This is a genomic window from Pseudosulfitobacter sp. DSM 107133, assembly GCF_022788695.1.
GTDB lineage: Bacteria > Pseudomonadota > Alphaproteobacteria > Rhodobacterales > Rhodobacteraceae > Pseudosulfitobacter.
The window spans coordinates 2,988,190-3,006,295 of the sequence record NZ_CP085154.1 but is presented as its reverse complement, the minus strand read 5'-3'; the positions used below and the strand labels follow the sequence as shown (position 1 = coordinate 3,006,295).

Here is an 18,106-nt window from a genome sequence, read left to right as displayed (position 1 = left end):
CGAGTTTCCGACAAAGGAGACAGGAGTAACTTCAATTGAACATGGCTGGACGAGATCGCCATGCACGATAAGTGGCAATACTTAAGGCTTCTCGACGGGTATACGTCAAGAAAATACCTTGTCTGAAAATCAGACATGTGATACATGATTGACTGAAAAGCGAACATGGAGTCTTCTTATGTTTCCTGCAAGCGACCTTGAAGCCGCGATCCGAGATGAGATTTCAGCTGCAAATAATGACCGACCTACTCCGCGTGAGGCCTGGGAACCTGAGATTGACTCGCTGGTGATGGTGAGGGTCATTTTGCGGGTTGAAGAAGAAATCGCTGTTGAGTTGCCAGACGATGTAATGCCGGCAGGCGGTCTGGACGACGTGGACGGCTGGGTTCGTTCTGTGGTCAAGAGCTGCCGAGAGATCTGGGAAGCAAATCAATCATTAGTGAAAGAAGTCGTATAATGGCACGGACACCTATGGGTTTTGCTGGTCCTGATGTGGAAGCGGTAGAATTGGGAAAGCGCCTCAAACAAGCCCGCGAATATATCGGGGTAACGCAAGAGGAAGCTGCGAAGCACCTCGGAGTTAGAAGATCAGCTATTTCGGAGATGGAAGCTGGCAAAAGAGGGGTAGGAGCTTTGGAGATCAAGCAGTTGGCCGCTCTTTATCAGAGGCCAATGGGCTGGTTTGCTGGAGAGGTGGAGGCACCTGCCGCAGATGATGTTGGTTTCTTGGCACGCACAGTGAGTGAGTTGTCCGAAAATGATCGCACCGAGTTAGCAAATTTCGCGGAATTTTTGCGCTTAAAGTCACAAGCTCCGAAAGATGGCTAGACAACCTAGCACACGTGGGGCGGTACTTAAGGGCATGAGAGCCGCTTTGCGGCTGCAACGTGATCTCGGCCTTGATCAGGGTGGCAACCGTCCGCACAGAATTGACGTGTTTGGCTCAATTCTAAGAGAAAACGTCCCTCTAATGTTTCAGGAACTTGACCCCCTGATGGGAGCATATCTGCGTCCAGGGGGGCAGCCGGGAATAATTCTGACTACACGTCGTCCTCTTGGGCAGCAGCGGTTTACTGCAGCACACGAGCTTGGACATCATATTCTTGGACATGACCCACACGCTGATGATGATAGCATCTTGCGCCGTTCGCCGGACATTATGCGAGACTACGTTTCTTTACCACCGGAGGAGCAGGAGGCGGATGCATTTGCATCCTATTTTTTGCTGCCGGACTGGTTGTTGCGCACACAGATGGAGCGACACAATTGGACGTCTCGGCACTTTGAAGAGCCGGAGATCGTCTACCAGGCCGCATTGCGAATGGGGGTCAGTTATTCTGCTGTCCTGTATGCGTTGGTGCGTGGAAAAGTCATCACGACAAACGTTCGGCGACAGCTGTCTGGCATCCAACCTGCAAGGCTTAAGAAGGCCTTAGTGCCTGATTTCCAGCTTGAAAGCACTAGGAACATTGATGTCTGGGAACTCGATGAACGGGATGAAGGAAGCGTCATCGAGGCAGGGCGTGACGATCTATTTGTACTAAAGCTACGGGAAGATAGTAACGCAGGCTACGTCTGGAGCTTTGAGGAGTTGCAGACGGCAGGCTTTGCGATTTTGAAGGATGGTCGTCAGGCATTTTCCGAAGACACTATCGGTGCACCAACGGTCAGACGGGTTTTGGCTAGAGGACAGAATAATCCTCTGAGTGGCACATATACGCTTTGGGAAAGACGCCCATGGTCGCCTGAAGAAGATCCCAAAAGTTGGTCTTTTGACTATAGGCCCGTCTATACGCACGACATTGGTTTGTTTCGACAACGTCAGCTTCAGGGCGACGGAGTGCGTCAATGATCGAGATTTCTGTCGATCTTAGGGCTTTGCTTGAACCTGTCCGGGATCAAGGCCGCAGGCCGACCTGCTTGGCCTTCGCGGCTTCGTCGGCGCATCGTGTAGCTCACAATCACAATGCGCCGCTCTGTGCAGAGTGGCTGTACTACATGTCGAACCGAAAAGACGGCCTACAGCCAGATCAAGGTTCTACTGTAAATTCGTCGCGAGATGTCATTCTCCAGAGAGAGTGTCCGACCTTCTGTGTATGAGTAATATGGCCCATGCTTCACCAACGAAGGAGCATGACTGCAATGACAATTTCCAAGGAACTACTGGACGAGCTGCTCAGCGGCGTTGAACGACCTGAGGATTTACTCGGCGACAAAGGCCTGATGAAGGAACTGAAGGTCCGGCTGATGGAACGGATGTTGGGCGCGGAACTGACCGAGCATCTGGGCTATGAGCCACATGGTGAGCCTGCCAGCCAGCAGGCCAACCGGCGTAATGGGGCGACGCGCAAAGTGCTGAAGGGCAACGACGGTGCGGTGCCGATTGACATCCCACGAGACCGGGAAGGCAGTTTCGAACCTGAGCTGATCCAGAAGGGCCAAACCCGGATCGACGGGATGGATGACAAGATCATCGGGCTTTATGCTGCAGGTTTGTCGACCCGCGATATCCGCGCCCACCTTGAAGAGGTTTATGGCCTGAAGGTTTCCGCCGACCTGGTCAGTCGCGTCACCGATGCGGTTCTGGAGGAGGTTTCAGATTGGCAAAACCGTGCCTTGGAACCAGTTTATCCTATCGTTTTTCTCGACGCTCTCAGGGTCAAAATCCGCGACGCTGAAAGTCGCCAGGTTAAAAACAAGGCCGTCTACGTGGCCTTGGGGGTCACCGCGGAGGGTGAACGCGAGGTTCTGGGCCTGTGGATCGCGGCCAACGAGGGGGCCAAATTCTGGCTGTCGATCATGAACAACCTGCGCAATCGGGGCGTCGAAGACATCCTGATCGCCGTCGTCGATGGCCTTAAGGGCTTCCCTGACGCCATCAACGCAGCCTTCCCCGATACGACTGTGCAAACCTGCATCGTGCACCTTGTGCGCCACTCCCTGAACTTCTGCGGCTGGAAAGACCGCAAGGCCGTGGCCAAAGACCTGCGTCGGGTTTATCAGGCGGTGGACGACGAGGAAGCCGCCAAAGCCTTGGATGATTTCGAAGCTGAATGGGGTACAAAATACCCCTCAATCGCGCCAAGCTGGCGGCGCGCATGGCAGGAGGTCATCCCGTTCTTTGCCTTCCCGCCCGCGGTGCGCAAAATCATCTACACCACCAACGCCATAGAAAGTCTGAACCGGGTGATCCGGAAAACCACGAAAACACGTGGCAGCTTTCCAACAGATGATGCCGCAACCAAGCTGATCTATTTGGCAATCCGAAAATTCGAGAACACCGGACGGTGTGTCAGGGAATGGGTTGCTGCCCGAAACCAGTTCGCTATTCTCTACCCTGAACGGTTCAACCGATGACCTGTTTCAACCGCATGGGCTAAGCCTCATACACAGAGTTTCGGATACTCCCTCTCCAGACGGGGCAACCTGACGAAGATCATTGGCCCTACCAGGGGATTGATACGAATCCGACGCCTTGGGAGCCACCCAAGACACCTACCTCGCTGTTAAAATGCTCTTCTGGAGCGCGAGGGAACGACCCAGACCGATGGCGAACCGAACTTAAACGCAACGTGCCAGTTCCAATAGCAATATTCATATCGGACGTATTTTTTCGACCTGCATCTTTCGCTGGTTCGGAGGCAATTATAGCGGACGATACCGATCCCATCGATCATGCGCGGGGCCATGCACTGGTTCTGTGCGGGGCGGGGAAACTTCGCGGAAGCGAAATGTTCCTTGTCAGGAATTCATGGGGTCAAAACTGGGGTTGGAACGGACATAGTTGGGTCCCGGAGTCCTATCTAGCGCGACGTTTTGCTGACGCATTCATTATAGAACAAGGAGCATCTGACGATGTATCACCCAATGCCAACCGCCCCCACGCTGGTCTCCGCGTGGGTTGATGCAGCTCAAAAACTTAATGAGGTCGGAGATTTGCACGGGCTAATGCTGCATATCGAAGATCCCGTGTCGTTCCTTCCTGGTGAAGCGGACGTAATCAGTCGAGTTGATGAGTTTCTCAAGAGCGAGGAAAAGTGCGGTATCTCAACCGTTTCAAATACAATTTTTCCTTCTGCCCTTGATCGAAATGACGGCATCGACGGTCTAACCGCCCGCTATCTTGAGGTCTTCGAACGTCGAATGCATCGCCAAGGTGAATGGGGACGATACTTCGAGCGTATGGTCGCCTGGAAAAAAGGGAAATCGACTGTCAACCAGCTGTCCCACGTGATCACCTCACTTCGGGAAATGAAGTCTGGCGAAGCCAAGTTCTTCGAAAATGTTACCGAAATTGCCTTGTTCGATCCGCGCAGAGACCTCCGCAAGAAAATGAATCGCCAATGCTTGAGTTTTATCGAGCTAAAGCCTGATCGTAACGGATCTCTCCATATGATGGCGGTGTACCGGAACCACTACTACATCCAACGCACACTGGGCAATCTAATCGGGCTTGGCCGACTGTTGGCCTTTATATCGAAAGAAACGGGGTTTGATGTTGGAACCCTAACTATCCAATCTACCCATGCCTGCCTTGATCAAAACTTCAGTCGTTCGGCTGTGCGAGAACTCATCAAAGCGTGTGCAGATGATCATAGAGAGAAAGCTGCATAGGTGCCGCCGGTTCATGAGCTGGTTGACTCAGACCGTATGCGGCTTCGACTTCTGAAATGAATTGAGTTTGGCCACCGTAGCTTGGATGTCGGAACGACATTGTCTCAATGCCCATCTTGTCCAAACCGCGACGGGCGTCGCCGCCAATAGTGTAAACATTTTCAGGCTCTAGGATATCGATAAGGGTGTGGAGTACCCATTCAGTTGCACGGCCCTCAGATCTCGTATGACAACGGTTAGTCATTGGTTCCTGCGGTTCGTGTGGGTGAAATGGGAAGACGTTCCAAAGGAAAACGGGCTCCCTGACGCGAGCGAGCATACGCCAAATCACAGTTGCAGTTCTCTCAGCGATTGCGGGTCCACGGGTTGCTCGTTCAATATCGACGCCACCAAGCAGTCTTGCATGATGGTCGAGGTGCGCTTCATCCGTTAGCGCGAGCCCTGTGCGTCTGCCACCCCGATAGCCTAAGTCGCGTGCGATCCAAATGGTTCTCACGTTCAGGTCAAGTGCCGCGTTGAGCACATTGGTCAAGTTCTTCCGACGCAGCCGATCAGCATCGGGCAAGTCATGTTCTTCGCAGACGTCAACATATGGGTTGAAGATATTCGGCATGTCCATGGACGCGAGTTCATCTACAAACTTGGCTACTTGGTTCATTTAATTGGCTCGTATTGAAGGGTGCGGTTGTCGAGATCGACGATCAACCGGCCGCTGCGGTTCCTTTTTAACTGCCGAAATGCCGCATAGCCTTGCAGGATAGCCTCCTCCCAGCACCACAAAGGACAGTTCTCGGCCTCATATCCTTGTACGAATTCTCTAACAGTCTTCAGCATGCTGTAATCCAACGCGCGTAGGTTCTCAAAATACTCGAGACGTTGGGCATGATTGAATATCCAAGTGGCAATGCCTTCTTCAATCAAAACCGCCCTAGCACCATCTTGGGTCTCATCGATCATTGGATCGCTTTTTCTTTTCCGCTTCAAAAGACGTCTCAACGTTGGTGACCAGCCCATGACAGCCGCGTACGCCATGTGGAAGACGTCGTGAAAGCGATAGTCGTCGTCCCCCTGTCTATTGTCAGTCAACACATCCCCGATCGCGATCCCGTCCTTTGTGAGTCTGGAGACGAGCAGGTCTCCTTCAAGAACTTCGCTGATTTCAAAGACCATTTTTCGCTCGAAGCGTTCTGGCTCTGGGAAACCATCATCAAACGGTGCCGGGTAGATTTTCTCGTCGGGCCAGCGATCTTTGATTTTGGCCAAGTTGCCATTGGCAGCGGCTTCGAGCGTTATACCAGCATCTCCAGCCGCTTGGCGTAGCTCACGAAGAATAGAAAGCAGGCGCCCCGCCAAGGCAGGCTCGTTGTTGACAAAGCGGCCAGCATCGAAATCAACCATGAGCAATCCGACCTCAGCCGATAAACGGATCAACGTTCGCTCAAACTCGGCGGTTGGCTGAGAAATCCAGCTTATTTGGGCATCAGGTTCTTGAAGGTCAGCAAAGCGAATTGAGTCACTAGTCCTTCCAATGTTTCGGGTGGTGCTCGGCCCCATCTGGAGAGCAAGATCAGCGATGCTGATTTCAGAACGGGTCGCTACAGCCGCAAGGTACCAAAGAACGTCGCCGAACTCCTCCAGCACTGTGCGCTCATATCCAAGGTATGCCACCGGATCACGCTGCTTCTTTTTTGCCTCGCTCAGAAGGCTTCCTATCTCGCCAAACAAACCAAGAAGCGGCAAGCTCAAGTCGCTGCCCCTATCTCTCAAATGGTCCGTTCTGCTCGCAAGTACTTGATATTGTTTAATTGTTCGCATTTCTTCAAGCGTTACCTGTCTTCTAGGGGGCTTGGCAGTTCTCGCGGGGCGTAGTTTAGTAACCACTGTTTAGCAAGCCCGAATAGAAATCAATCAAACAACGAGTGGACGGAGGCGTATATGGCATTTTGGAGTAGTCAAACTCTTGAGGCGAAGGCCCACAAGCTAATCAAGGGATCATCGGAACAGCCTGTAGTCGATTGCAATTCGCTTCGTCTTCGAGTGGGAGAGGAGATCTTTGTCACTCCACAGCTGGAAGACGCTAATAGAGTCACCAAGCGCAGGCTTGCTAACGGTGAAGCCTTCAATATCCCTCCGCAGCAGTTCGCTTTCATTATGACCGAAGAGCAGGTGTGCATTCCGACTGACGCAATGGCATTCATTTCGATGCGCGCGACGTTCAAGATGTTGGGTTTGGTCAACGTATCTGGCTTTCACGTCGATCCTGGGTGGGACGGAAAACTGACCTTTGCAGTATTCAACTCAGGCCCTACGCCAGTGATGCTTGAAAGAGGGCAATCAGTCTTCTTGATGTGGTGCGCCAGCCTCGACCATCCGTCAGAGAAGCACAAGACGAAGCCTGGCAGCAATACAATCGAGCCGGAACGCCTATCCGCCCTCATGACTAAGTCTGACTCGCTGTATCAATTGAACCAACGGCTATTGGAGGAGTCCGACGCGCGAAAGTCAGCTTCAGAGGATATGAATAAGCGTCTTCATACCGTCGAAAAAACGATGGTGGCTATGAAAGTAAGGAATGCGATTGCCCTTACAGCGCTGGTCGGAATCGTGATGTACCTGTTCCGGTCCGACGTACTTGTCCTATTGAGCAAACTGGCAAGCTGAAACTGCTGCTTCCTCTACCGAAGAGCGTACAAAGTCCTCTTAGGAGAAGCTGCACTGCAGCACCCATTAGCATGGCGAAAGTCCGCTAATGGGATGTACCGGCTGCTTCACCCAGCAGGTTAGGTTGAGCCTAGTTCACCTGCATTTAGGAGAAGTAGCATGGCGAAGACAGAGTTTGATGAACTGATGTCGATTGGCATCGATATCGGCAAAGACACGTTTCATTTGGTTGGTTTTGACCAAGATGGGCAGCGCGTTCTGCGCAAGCAGATCAAGCGCCTCGCTTTGATAACGACATTCGAGAAGTTGCCGCGTTGCGTGGTCGGCATGGAGGCGTGTCTGAGCGCTCACTTTGTCAGCCGCACCCTGCGCAAGATGGGTATTGAGCCTCGGATCATCCCTGCGATTTATGTGAAGCCTTTCAACAAAGGTCAGAAGAACGACTACAACGATGCTGAGGCCATCGCAGAAAGCCGCCCTTCGCTGCGTTGCAAAAGGATGTAGGTTTGGGCTGATTGTGTTGAAAAACTCGAGCGGGTTTAATACGGCCTGAATTTACAGAACGCTTGTATTTGCCAGCGGGGATAGCGCCCGGTTCAAGAGGCAAATCCGACCTCCGGCAGAACAAAATTCTGGTTCAGCGCCTGCCGACGCGGATAGAGGGAGTTTTTCAACGAAATCGGCACACTGCCGACATTGAGGGCAAGAAGCCGCGTTTGACAGCTTGAATGTCCGGTTCCGGGAAGTCGAGGCGCGATTTGTGCATGTGCGGCAACGAGAACCAACCTCGCTTCGCACCGGTCACTTTGGGCTGGGACCGGTCATCCGCGGCGTCAGGCACGAAGGGCGGCTCAGGGCCGGAAGCGTCAGGAGACGTGAGGGCAGCCTTTCCGGGAACCATTCCCGATTCCCGCGCATAGCGAACCTTCTTGCGCCTTGGTACCAACGTTCCGGTTGGGTCGGAAATGCTTGGCATTTGGGTCGGAATTGCTTGGCACGGCTTACTGACAAGATTCAGAAAATTCGCCGGAAAGAGTCGGAAATGCACGGCATTCGACAGCCCTGTCAGTTGCCAAGCAAAACCGACTTTTGTGACATGTAACTGACCCAATCGGTAGAATTTCCTGAAATCATAGCAGCGTTGCTCAGTTGAGCGGGTGATCGTAAGATCCGGCCAATCCAGCCTTTGTCTGATCTCGGAAGCCTCGCTTGGTCAAAAGCCTACCTGCCACTCTTGGAACGAACTTCCCGCAGTTGCCGCTGACGGTGGCACATGCCGCGTGCGAGCCGGCTAGTTCCTTGCTGTCGCGGCTTGCGGCCAGGAACGGCGCCATTTCGATGCAGAGGTTCTGCGGAGACATTGCCTTTCCGATCGATCCGCTCTTTCGTGGTGAGAAGGTAGCCATAGAACAATTGGCCCAGCTTGCAGGGTGTGATGTGGGCGCGTTGGAGCGGGTTTCTATCCGCCATCTCGGCAAGGGCCATTTCCGACTGCGGGATGAATTCGCCTCCCTTCAGAGCTTTCAGCGCACGCGCATCCGCGTCTGTCCGAAGTGCATACGGTCCGAGATGTCGTCAGCAGCGGAGTCGTGGCGTGTGCCGCGCCGCCTCCAGTGGAAATTTTCGTCGATCAGGATCTGCCGGGAACACAGCAGCGTGCTCATCAGCCTTCCAGCCGAGAAATTCCACAAGGACGCCAGAGACTTTGCGGCGCAACTGCGAAAACACCACGATTGGATCTTGGATCAGCCGGTGCTCCAGGCCAGCCCCAGCCCTTTCGAGGCGTATCTCACGAACCGCATCCTGAGCGGGCGGGGCGACCGATGGATCGACCGCCTCGAACTCAACGTGGCGTCGCGGGCATGTGAAGTGCTGGGCCTGCGTATAGCAAAGGGGCCAGATGCTGCGCTGGCGGGGCACAGTGAGCCAGACTGGATGACCTTTGGTGCCTTGGGCTACGATATACTGAAAGACGGTCCTGATGCTCTTTCCGAGTGCTTAATTGCGATGGCTCGTGTGGACGGTGTGGACGGCAGGTTCTTCGGTCGACTCTTTGGCCCCTGGATGGCGTGGCTGAAGAGCCGGAGCCTCGGCGATGAGTTCGAGCCCCTGCGTGACGTTGTGCGGCGGCACGTCTTTGACAATTTTTCCGTCAGGAAAGGGGTGCTGGTGCTTGGCGTGCCTTCGGAGGGAATGGCTTCGTTGAATCCACAGAAGTCGGTTTCGCTGAAGGGGTTCGCCAAGCGCAATGCGGAGGATCTGATTTACCGAGGTCTCGCAACGCGTGACGCTAGCGGCGATATCGTACCGATGAGTTTTGTTACCCAGGGAATGCTCGACGCCTACGAGCGCGAGAAGAAGTTCTTTCGAAACGCAAAGCGTTCATCTGAAGGTAGAAAATCCAGAACTTTTGTTTCGGACGAAACCAATGCGGCAGCGGAGAGCCGCCTTTCCATCGGTGACGCCGCCGGGCAGTTAAGAGTGACTGCCAAAACAGTAGGGTATTTGATCCAACATGGAATGTTGTGCGGCGTGGATACCTCAGAGCTCTACCGCCGAGGGGCGACTGTTGTTACCGCTGACAGTCTGACGCGTTTCCGAGAGACCTTTATTTCCTTGGGCGAGTTCGCGGAAGTCATGCAGCGCCCACAAGGTTCACTTTCGATGAAGCTTAGAAATGCCGGTGTGGCCCTGTTGGCGATGCCCCATGATCTAAGCCGGATTTACTGGCGCGAGGACGTGAGCGCCTACGCAACAACCAAAATTTGATCCTTTCGGCCCTTTGCGGACACTCACAGTGTCATCCGACGCTGCGCTGCAGCTTCCCGGAAGCAGTCATTAATCATAGGCGCTTCAATCTGGTGGACAAAGGAATGGCCACGTGACTTCTTGGCTGTGAATAATGCCCATCTAACCTCGAATTGAGACTGAAGTGCGGGATACTGACCAAACCATCACCTTCGACCAGATGAAAGGAACTATCGGCTCACTCGTGTTTCTTTGGTCGGGTATCGAACAGTCTCTTAATGAAGCAATTGAAAATCTGCTCACAGAGAAGAAGCCCAAATCGGTTCATGGCATATCGAGGTCTATCGATGTGTGGTCGCTGGCGGTCAAACAAGCGGATAATATCAGTCCACTTCGGACGGACCTTTGCGATCGCTTGGTCAGAATGCTTAAAGAAGCGCTCGTGATCAGGAATCTCGTATGTCACGGACTGACTGGCATCTCCGCGCGACTTCATATTGATGACCCCGAAGCACATCTTAAAGTGCAGCTTGGGGAAGATACGCGTATCCTGACTTGGTATCAACTTGATGAAATGTTTAGTTGGATGTCGAGGAGTAGATGGCTCATCATAGATTTGACCGTGGCCGCCATGGAAAATGACGCCCAGCGAGCCCATAACAGACTGCTCAGTTGGGAGAAATTCCCCGAGCAACATTAACGGCCCTTACTTGCCGTTCGCTTCATGGCCGAGCGCTGCGGCGCAGCTTCACAATACCGACCATTCGTTTATCGCGCAGCATTTCGGCAAATCAAAGGGCTGCGGCGCAGGACGGCACTGCCGCTCGTATTGTCCATACGACCGGCAGCAAAGGTGGGACACACTTCGCCTGGTTGCTACCCTCTGGTGGCGACAGCGCCGGATTTTTCAGCAACGTGAGCGGCGAATTTGCCCAGAGTTTGCCCACCAAATTCGACCGCGCCAAATCCAATAACAGTCGCGCGACGTTCTGCAGTCGGATGCATCTGACGCAAGGTGACAACTGTCTTTCCGTTATCTTGCTCATCAAACGTAACCAAGAGTCGGAAGCAGTCAGGGTCGTTATCGATGTCTTGACCGTGATCAACTTCAATCAGGCTCGGGCTCTCGACCCGTAGAAAATCCATACGATTGGAGAATCGTGTGCCATCAGGTGCAACCATGTCGAACCGCCAGACGCCGCTCGCGCGAATGTCGGTCTCATGTGACTCGACGCGAAAGCCGTCAGGTCCGAACCATTGAACAATTTGCGCCGGATCAGTCCATGCCTCAAAGGCGGTCGCGCGATCAGCGTCGACAACGCGAGCGATGACAATTTCCTTGTCCAATGGATACGAAGCCCATTTGGAGACGGTATTGGTGGTTTGATCAGTCATTGAGGTTCTCTTTTTTTACGTTGTGCAGGTGAGCTTGAAAGCGATCCAATCGGCTTTCCCACCGCTTCCGGTAAGAGGCCATCCAGTCTTCCGCTTCCTTCAAAGCCGAGGGGTTCAGCGAACAAACGCGGCTCCGCCCTTCCCGTCGCGACACGATAAGGCCCGCGTCTTCCAGAACGCCTAGATGCTGCGTGAAGGAGGGCAGTGCCATGTCGAAAGGGCTCGCCAACTGTGAGACGGTCGCCGAGCCTCCGCAAAGCGTCTGAACCACTGCACGTCGCGTTGGATCGGAAAGTGCAAGAAAGGTCTGTTCTATCGGGTGCTTTTCGTTAGGCATGGACCTAAGTATGGAGCTGTATAAAGGTTAGGTCAACACCTAATCTTAAGAACTTATCAGCGCGATGGAAGCCGCTTCAACATTGCGCAGTATTCGGCACTCTGGGCTCCCGAGCCGACATGTGGCGTCGCAGCGAGCCGGGGCCTTCATTGACCAGGCTCACGGTCACTGGCGGCCCTTAGTAGACATTGCTTCCATCCAGCAATGTTGCGGTGCGGCTTTGGCGAAAGGGACAAAATTACTATAGAAAAATGAAAGAATTCACTCACGCGCCGAAAGTCTACCAGGCTGAGTTTGTAAGAACAGCCGCCTTTTTCCTTGAGATTGCCTTGTCAAGCTTAATGCCCAGCTCGACTTCTCCGTCAAAGCTCATCGCACTAACCTCGACATTGTCAACCTGCATTGACAGAATACGTCTTTCCACACAGTAGCCATCAGCCAGAAATGAGATTATTTGTTCCCTTTCTAGCGTCCCGCTTGTCACCTTGCAGATCACGATGTTTCCCCGCAGTTTTTCGGTCAAAGTCCCAATTTTTTGGGCATCCCCCGTTTCCTGAAGTAGAGTTAGGGCATAGCTACGATGTAAAGCATTTAGGCTGGAACATAAGACTCGAATAAAACTTGCGAATTCCAAAAATTGTTGCTGTCCAAGGATTTCGCCAACAGATACTAGCCCATGAGAAGCATCGTTTCTGTATTGAACTAGCTCCGACAACTTAGAAGCGATTTGCTCAATTATTCTCACGCCGCCATTGTCAAAGAAACCCTTGATTTCATCATCTTTGGAAAGCCATTCGCCAACGTTCAGAATTCCGAACCTCCGATAAATTTCAGTTAACTCATTCTGGACCTGTCGCGGTTTGATGCCGCTCCTTTGATAGCATTTACTGCAACAAAGGAGATTGACGATGGGACTGAAACGGACGGACGAATTCCGCCAGGATGCGGTGCGGATCGCACTGACCAGCGGGCTTACGCGTAAGCAGGTGGCAGATGATTTGGGCGTTGGCATGTCGACGCTGAACAAATGGATCACGGCGCATCGAGGCATAGATGTGCTGTCGAAAGAGGATTTAGAACTCGCGAAAGAGAATGACCGGCTTCGGCGCGAGAACCGTATCCTCAAGGAGGAGCGGGAGATTTTAAAAAAGGCCACGGTGTTCTTCGCGAGCCAAAAGCCGTGAGGTTCAAGTTCATCGAAGAGCACCAATCTACGTTTTCCATCCAGCGTATGTGCCAAGTGATGCAGGTCAGCTCGCGTGGATTGAGGGCCTTTCGCGGCCGTCCCGCCAGTCGCAGGCAACGGACTGACTTGGTCACACTTGCACATATCAAGGAACAGTCCCGCCTTAGCCTTGGTAGCTACGGCAGGCCACGGATGACCGAAGAGCTGAAAGAGATTGGTCTGAATGTCGGTCATCGCTGCGTTGGCCGCTTGATGCGTCAGAACGGCATATCTGTTATTCGGACACGTAAACACAAGGTCACGACAGATAGCGATCATAAGTTCAACATTGCACCCAATCTGCTGGATAGGGACTTCACCGCTGATCAGCCAAACCAAAAATGGGCTGGCGATATCAGCTATGTGTGGACCCGGGAGGGCTGGCTGTATCTGGCTGTCATTCTTGATCTGCATTCGCGCCGTGTGATCGGCTGGGCGGTGAGCAATCGCATGAAACGCGACCTTGCTATCAGGGCTTTGAAGATGGCCATCGCGTTCCGCCAGCCGCCCAAAGGCTGCATTCATCACACGGATCGCGGGTCGCAATATTGTTCACACGACTACCAGAAGATCCTGCGTCAACACGGGTTCAAGGTATCGATGAGCGGCAAGGGCAATTGCTACGACAACGCCGCCGTTGAGACGTTCTTCAAAACCATCAAAGCTGAACTGATCTGGCGGCATCCTTGGGAGACGCGGCGGAAAGCAAAGATGGCGATCTTCGAATACATAAACGGGTTCTACAATCCGCGACGACGTCACTCAGCACTTGGCTGGAAAAGCCCTGTCGCATTCGAGAAGAAAGTGGCCTAAACGAGCACTTGGGGCGGCACAAAAGCGCGACAGGTCCATTCCAGCGAAGGTTGGACTGGTGGTGGGTTAAGCACTCAGGCGCAAGGCTGTAGGTCGATTCCCCTTTCAGAGCCGCATCGTACCCTGAGACTAAATCTTCGACAGACAGGTGGTCATACCGTGGGCTGGGTAAGCGGCTAACAATATGTGCGAACCCTGTTCGATAGCTACCGACGATTTGTTCTGGCAGGTCCAAGAATGGTTTCCGCGCTGACAAAAAATGAAGCCAATCATGGAGAACATTTTCGCAAAAGTGCTCGTACACTGCATAAATTCGTCCAACAGCGGAGCAATGATCCATTACTCGCCATCGGATATCCTCAGGAGCCAAACCTCTCAAAGTACAAAGATCGTCATGTAAAATGGTTGGTTCTAGTTGACGCTCTACTCTCGAAAGGACAGCTCTCATTTCAGCGTTTGCTCGTGAATGAGCTACGATTGCGTCTAGTTCGATGCACAAACCATCAAATTCATCGGAAAACATGAACTTTATGCCGCTACGTCTGCGAGCATTCTTGAATAGATGTCAATTCTGTTCTTGATGTCTGACTTAGTATTTCCACGGCCCGTGAAAGTTCCTTCCTCATGGTCTTTGAAAAGCTGTTTCGTGCGTTGTAGAATCTCGTCCTTCTTTTGGACGAGAATATCAGCCTCTTGGATATTCTGCGAAATCGCAACTGTAACAGCATCAAAGAAGGCCTTCTGTGGCCTTCCAAGCCATTCGTTTTTTTCAGGCACAAAAGGCTGGAAGGCGAGATCGCCATAGATTTTTTCTACGGTATCCATAACTAACGTAAAATGGTCTTCAAGTTGATCAATTGCATAATCTCCAAGACGCGACGCCTTCAGCATATATAGATCCAGAAAGCCCTGCATCCCTTTGGCGTAGTGATCGACATTTCGAAGTGCGAAGAAACGCAGAACTAGTTCTGCATCTTCCATTTTCTGGTAAAAGCTCGACTTTACTAGATCGGGGTCTTTCTTCTCATCCTCTTCAGGATCATACAACGGTAGTTTCCAAGCTTTCCGGATTGTGTCATGACGAGATAGGTCCATGATTGTTTCATTGAGCCTTCCTTGAAACAAGGCGTTTCTTATTTCTTGCCGCTCCAATGCAACTCCACCGGTGTTAAGACGCTCAAAAACGATTTCTCTCAACAAAAGGGCTTCTTCATCCTCAGGTGCCGACTCCTTAAGCATAACGATTGACGAAATCGAGCGGCGGTCAATACCAGCTTTTACGGTTTTGGGTAGGTTGTGATAGTAGCGGCCATCCAACTCTGGCCAATACTGCAATCCCTTCAACTGCAGCTTCCCGTCGTAGAAGTCCTTGATCGCAGTTATTCGTTGCTGTCCATCCATTACCTCGTATGAGTTATAGTCTCGCTCGTAGAGAAACACGGGCGGTACGGGTAAGTTTATCAAGAATGACTCGATTAGTCGGCTCTGCCTAACAGGATCCCATCTTGGGCGACGCTGATAGAATGGGCGAAGATCCATGTATCGCTCGTTAGAGAGCTGCTGTACAAAACCATGTAGTTTTTCTCGGTTGTTCTCGACCACAATTCTGCCTTCACCCCTAGAGTACCGATCGTTTATCTCGGCATCGCTGAGCTTGACTTTCTGCACGTCTTGTTTCTGGCGCCACATCGCTTTTTCTTCTTTCAACATGGACATGGGCCGACCTCAATCTTCTGTAATTTTCGTTGCTAGTTTAACTTCGACCTACTGCGATTATCAAGGCTCGTCACCTCAATGACCCATGCCATCTTGATCTACCTTGAACACACATCAACCACCTAAGGCAGCTACCATCAATGAGCGAACTTTTGATTGGATTTGCATGTGCAGCGAATGTCAGCTTCTCTAATTGGGTGTCTGGGTCAAGCTCGTTTTCCTTGTTCTATGTGATCGGTGATCGCTTATCCGGGTCACGCTTCTCTTCGCAGTCTGTTTTGGTGTTCGAATGGCACCGCTGCATGCATGTGTCGGATTGGTAGTGGAGAGCCCTGCTTCCCGGCGCGCTTCAAGTTGCGCAGCAGACATTTTCGTCTTCATCCACAGACCTCGTCCGGATTGGACGATCCCGTCAGGTTGGTTGGGGGTTTTTTAGATCATGCCGTGCCTCCTGCCTGTTCCTGACGGAATTCTGTGCCATCGGCCCACATTCGATGCAGTAAGACAGCGAGTTTGCGTGCGACAGCGACTACAGCGCGACGGCGACCTTTGGTGCGCATCAATCGCATGCCCCATGATTTGATCTGCGACCCTGCCATGGTTCGCATCAACATTGCGTTGGCTGCAGCATACAGCGTTGCACGAACATCTCGGTCTCCTGCCTTCGATATTCGGCCGGGGTTATCGTGTTCACCTGACTGATATCTTCGCGGCGTGAGACCAAAATGCGCTGCGACAGTGCGGGATTTTTTGAATCTATTGGGGTCATCAATTGCGGCTTTGAATGTCAAAGCTGCAATAGGTCCCACACCTGGCACTGTCATCATCCGCATGCACACCGCGTCTTGCGATGCCGCGCGCTTCACGCGTCGATCCAGTTCCAGATAGTTTTGAAAGAGGACCGTACGGGCATCAAGTAAAGGAAGAACCGCGTGCGCGAGAACTTCATCCATCTCAATCATAGGTCGAACGAGGGCGTCGAAGGAACCGTGCTTTACCGTTCTGGGCAGTCGTACCCCGAAGATCTTCAATAAACCCCGCACTTCGTTTGCAAGGTCGATCGTCTTCTTCAGCAATGCCTTGCGTGTGCTAAGCAGCGCCCGAAGGCCATGAGCTTCGCGGCTTTTCATATGTACTGGACTGAACCACCCAGTGCGTAGGATCTGCGCAATCCCTTTCGCATCGGTCTTATCTGTTTTGTTCCGCATCGCTGACAAGGCAGCATTCACCTGGCGGGCCTCCATACAGACGATATCGAAGCCCAAGGATTGTAAGCCAAAGTAAAGATGCTGGCTCAAGGCACCGGCTTCAAAACCGACGCGCTCAACGGGGTGATCAAAGGCTTCAAGGCACGCAGCAATGTCCGCAACTTCGCATGGCAGCTCTCGCTCCAGCCAAACCTTGCCTTTGCTATCGACGATGCACAAAGCACACGACCGAAGCGACACATCTAAACCAGCATAGTATTCCATCATCTGTCTCCCTTGTTCACAGCTATGCTGTGATACTATCGGGAGCTCGACCAAAGTGCAGGGTCAGCCCAATTACGCATGCTTCCCGCCCTTCGTGCCGATGCCTAGCGTCAGGCTGCGTCTTGCGCGGCTGTCCACCTCTTCGTGCTGAACCCGAACTGAACCGCTAGGCATATCTACAGCCAGACATGCAAATGGCCTCGGGTTCTCCCCGCGGCCATTTCTTCATCTTCTCAGCCAAAATGACCTTTTGAGACGTTTAGATCATGTCGCATGACACGTCACACAAAACACCTGTGGCGTTCCATCTGACACTACCTATCAACATCTCAAAAATCGTTTCTTTTCAATGCGGCTCGCGTGCTCCATTGGCTGCATCCCGCAATCAGACATAATCGATTGATATTGCTCACGCGCATGCCGATTGTTCCTCACCTTTACAACATACCGACTGTATGGTATAAATAACTAATGACGAGACCGACCAAAACCTCCCCCGAGCGCGGGGATGCCCGCACCCGCCTTTTGGAGGCCGCCCGCGACGTGATCCGCCAGAAGGGGTTTGCCGCAACCTCCGTAGATGACCTGTGCCAATCGGCCGAGGTCACCAAGGGCGCGTTTTTCCATCATTTCAAGACGAAGGAGGCGCTTGGCGTGGCGGCGGCAGAATACTGGGCCGAGACGACCAGCGCCCTGTTCGCAGAAGCGCCCTATCACCGACCCGACGATCCGCTGGACCGTCTTTTGGCCTATCTCGAGTTCCGCCGCGCCATCATTGACGGGGAGACATTCGAATATACCTGCCTTGTCGGCACCATGACGCAGGAGGTCCATAATTCTGCCCCTGCGATCCGGAATGCCTGTGCCGAGAGCATTTTTGGCCATGCCGCCACTTTGGAGGCGGATATCAGGGCGGCCAGAGAGCAGCGCGAGATCGACGCGGACTGGACCGCCGAGAGCCTTGCCCGGCACACCCAGGCGGTTCTTCAGGGCGGCTTTATCCTGGCCAAGGCGAGCGGCAGCCCCGAGCTCGCGCGCGAGAGCGTCGATCACCTGATCCGATATGTCCGCCAGCTTTTTCACCTCGAACCCGACCCTCCAGTCACGACAGAAAGGGAGACTTGA

At 52.8% G+C, this 18,106-nt stretch carries 17 protein-coding genes and 1 pseudogene; 11 read left to right on the top strand and 7 right to left on the bottom strand.

Annotated elements, in window-relative coordinates:
• Window positions 1-178 precede the first annotated feature (178 nt).
• From DSM107133_RS14880 to DSM107133_RS14860, 5 genes are all read left to right on the top strand, one after another.
• A complete protein-coding gene (locus DSM107133_RS14880) occupies window positions 179-457 on the top strand; it encodes a hypothetical protein (protein ID WP_114295041.1) in 279 nt (92 codons plus the stop codon).
• Window positions 457-828: an XRE family transcriptional regulator gene (locus DSM107133_RS14875; protein ID WP_114295042.1), complete on the top strand. Its 372-nt coding sequence runs from the start codon at window positions 457-459 to the stop codon at window positions 826-828. The genes DSM107133_RS14880 and DSM107133_RS14875 overlap by 1 nt, the downstream gene beginning before the upstream one ends.
• Before the next feature lie 34 nt (window positions 829-862).
• On the top strand, window positions 863-1,852 hold the full coding sequence (locus tag DSM107133_RS14870; protein ID WP_205387890.1) for an ImmA/IrrE family metallo-endopeptidase: 990 nt from the start codon (window positions 863-865) through the stop codon (window positions 1,850-1,852).
• A gap of 290 nt (window positions 1,853-2,142) precedes the next feature.
• Entirely contained in the window at window positions 2,143-3,357 is a 1,215-nt protein-coding gene (locus DSM107133_RS14865; RefSeq protein ID WP_072629711.1) for an IS256 family transposase, read from the top strand.
• 498 nt (window positions 3,358-3,855) lie between these two features.
• Complete coding sequence (locus DSM107133_RS14860) at window positions 3,856-4,614, top strand: hypothetical protein (RefSeq protein ID WP_205387829.1); 759 nt, start codon at window positions 3,856-3,858, stop codon at window positions 4,612-4,614.
• Here the strand turns inward: DSM107133_RS14860 and DSM107133_RS14855 are convergent.
• Window positions 4,574-5,272 carry a uracil-DNA glycosylase gene (locus DSM107133_RS14855; protein WP_114293721.1) on the bottom strand — a complete coding sequence of 233 codons (699 nt, stop codon included), beginning with the start codon at window positions 5,270-5,272 and terminating at the stop codon, window positions 4,574-4,576. The genes DSM107133_RS14860 and DSM107133_RS14855 overlap by 41 nt on opposite strands.
• Window positions 5,269-6,360 carry a pyrophosphatase gene (locus tag DSM107133_RS14850; RefSeq protein ID WP_240310541.1) on the bottom strand — a complete coding sequence of 364 codons (1,092 nt, stop codon included), beginning with the start codon at window positions 6,358-6,360 and terminating at the stop codon, window positions 5,269-5,271. The genes DSM107133_RS14855 and DSM107133_RS14850 overlap by 4 nt, the downstream gene beginning before the upstream one ends.
• 189 nt (window positions 6,361-6,549) lie before the next feature.
• On the opposite strand from DSM107133_RS14850, the gene DSM107133_RS14845 reads away from it, so the two are divergent.
• The 4 genes and pseudogenes from DSM107133_RS14845 to DSM107133_RS14830 all read left to right on the top strand — a co-directional run bounded on the left by DSM107133_RS14845 (window position 6,550) and on the right by DSM107133_RS14830 (window position 10,723).
• Window positions 6,550-7,275: a deoxycytidine triphosphate deaminase gene (locus DSM107133_RS14845; protein WP_114293723.1), complete on the top strand. Its 726-nt coding sequence runs from the start codon at window positions 6,550-6,552 to the stop codon at window positions 7,273-7,275.
• A gap of 159 nt (window positions 7,276-7,434) precedes the next feature.
• Window positions 7,435-7,758 (top strand): annotated as a pseudogene (locus DSM107133_RS14840) (transposase); the annotation flags it as partial.
• Between the two features lie 771 nt (window positions 7,759-8,529).
• Window positions 8,530-10,044 (top strand): TniQ family protein, encoded by a 1,515-nt coding sequence (locus DSM107133_RS14835; protein ID WP_243253562.1) that lies wholly within the window; start codon window positions 8,530-8,532, stop codon window positions 10,042-10,044.
• A gap of 163 nt (window positions 10,045-10,207) precedes the next feature.
• On the top strand, window positions 10,208-10,723 hold the full coding sequence (locus tag DSM107133_RS14830) for a hypothetical protein (protein WP_114293724.1): 516 nt from the start codon (window positions 10,208-10,210) through the stop codon (window positions 10,721-10,723).
• Window positions 10,724-10,899: 176 nt separating this feature from the next.
• On the opposite strand, the gene DSM107133_RS14825 is transcribed toward DSM107133_RS14830, so the two are convergent.
• From DSM107133_RS14825 to DSM107133_RS14815, 3 genes are all read right to left on the bottom strand, one after another.
• Complete coding sequence (locus DSM107133_RS14825; RefSeq protein ID WP_114293725.1) at window positions 10,900-11,418, bottom strand: SRPBCC family protein; 519 nt, start codon at window positions 11,416-11,418, stop codon at window positions 10,900-10,902.
• A complete protein-coding gene (locus DSM107133_RS14820) occupies window positions 11,411-11,755 on the bottom strand; it encodes a metalloregulator ArsR/SmtB family transcription factor (RefSeq protein ID WP_114293726.1) in 345 nt (114 codons plus the stop codon). Before DSM107133_RS14820 ends, DSM107133_RS14825 begins: the two co-directional genes overlap by 8 nt.
• A gap of 280 nt (window positions 11,756-12,035) precedes the next feature.
• The gene (locus tag DSM107133_RS14815; protein ID WP_243253561.1) at window positions 12,036-12,500 is read right to left on the bottom strand and encodes a hypothetical protein; all 465 of its coding nucleotides are present in this window, start codon (window positions 12,498-12,500) and stop codon (window positions 12,036-12,038) included.
• Between the two features lie 163 nt (window positions 12,501-12,663).
• Here DSM107133_RS14815 and DSM107133_RS14810 point away from each other — a divergent pair.
• Window positions 12,664-13,793, top strand: a protein-coding gene (locus DSM107133_RS14810) for an IS3 family transposase (protein ID WP_114293116.1) whose coding sequence is annotated in 2 segments (ribosomal slippage) — window positions 12,664-12,907 and window positions 12,907-13,793 — 1,131 coding nt in all. Because the reading frame shifts where the segments join, the coding sequence is not laid out codon by codon here.
• A gap of 528 nt (window positions 13,794-14,321) precedes the next feature.
• On the opposite strand, the gene DSM107133_RS14805 is transcribed toward DSM107133_RS14810, so the two are convergent.
• Together DSM107133_RS14805 and DSM107133_RS14800 are read right to left on the bottom strand one after the other, a co-directional pair.
• Window positions 14,322-15,509, bottom strand: coding sequence for a DUF262 domain-containing protein (locus tag DSM107133_RS14805; RefSeq protein ID WP_114293358.1), 1,188 nt, complete (start codon window positions 15,507-15,509; stop codon window positions 14,322-14,324).
• A gap of 437 nt (window positions 15,510-15,946) precedes the next feature.
• On the bottom strand, window positions 15,947-16,984 hold the full coding sequence (locus tag DSM107133_RS14800) for an IS110 family transposase (protein ID WP_240310469.1): 1,038 nt from the start codon (window positions 16,982-16,984) through the stop codon (window positions 15,947-15,949).
• 468 nt (window positions 16,985-17,452) lie between these two features.
• Between DSM107133_RS14800 and DSM107133_RS14795 the strand changes: the two genes are divergently transcribed.
• Complete coding sequence (locus DSM107133_RS14795; RefSeq protein ID WP_114292763.1) at window positions 17,453-18,106, top strand: TetR/AcrR family transcriptional regulator; 654 nt, start codon at window positions 17,453-17,455, stop codon at window positions 18,104-18,106.

Coding starts and splice junctions, on each gene's coding strand:
- DSM107133_RS14855 (WP_114293721.1), bottom strand. CDS start 5,272: ATGAACCAAGTAGCCAAGTTTGTAGATGAACTCGCGTCCATGGACATG.
- DSM107133_RS14860 (WP_205387829.1), top strand. CDS start 3,856: ATGTATCACCCAATGCCAACCGCCCCCACGCTGGTCTCCGCGTGGGTT.
- DSM107133_RS14845 (WP_114293723.1), top strand. CDS start 6,550: ATGGCATTTTGGAGTAGTCAAACTCTTGAGGCGAAGGCCCACAAGCTA.
- DSM107133_RS14805 (WP_114293358.1), bottom strand. CDS start 15,509: ATGTCCATGTTGAAAGAAGAAAAAGCGATGTGGCGCCAGAAACAAGAC.
- DSM107133_RS14825 (WP_114293725.1), bottom strand. CDS start 11,418: ATGACTGATCAAACCACCAATACCGTCTCCAAATGGGCTTCGTATCCA.
- DSM107133_RS14820 (WP_114293726.1), bottom strand. CDS start 11,755: ATGCCTAACGAAAAGCACCCGATAGAACAGACCTTTCTTGCACTTTCC.
- DSM107133_RS14800 (WP_240310469.1), bottom strand. CDS start 16,984: ATGATGGAATACTATGCTGGTTTAGATGTGTCGCTTCGGTCGTGTGCT.
- DSM107133_RS14865 (WP_072629711.1), top strand. CDS start 2,143: ATGACAATTTCCAAGGAACTACTGGACGAGCTGCTCAGCGGCGTTGAA.
- DSM107133_RS14875 (WP_114295042.1), top strand. CDS start 457: ATGGCACGGACACCTATGGGTTTTGCTGGTCCTGATGTGGAAGCGGTA.
- DSM107133_RS14795 (WP_114292763.1), top strand. CDS start 17,453: ATGACGAGACCGACCAAAACCTCCCCCGAGCGCGGGGATGCCCGCACC.
- DSM107133_RS14870 (WP_205387890.1), top strand. CDS start 863: ATGAGAGCCGCTTTGCGGCTGCAACGTGATCTCGGCCTTGATCAGGGT.
- DSM107133_RS14880 (WP_114295041.1), top strand. CDS start 179: ATGTTTCCTGCAAGCGACCTTGAAGCCGCGATCCGAGATGAGATTTCA.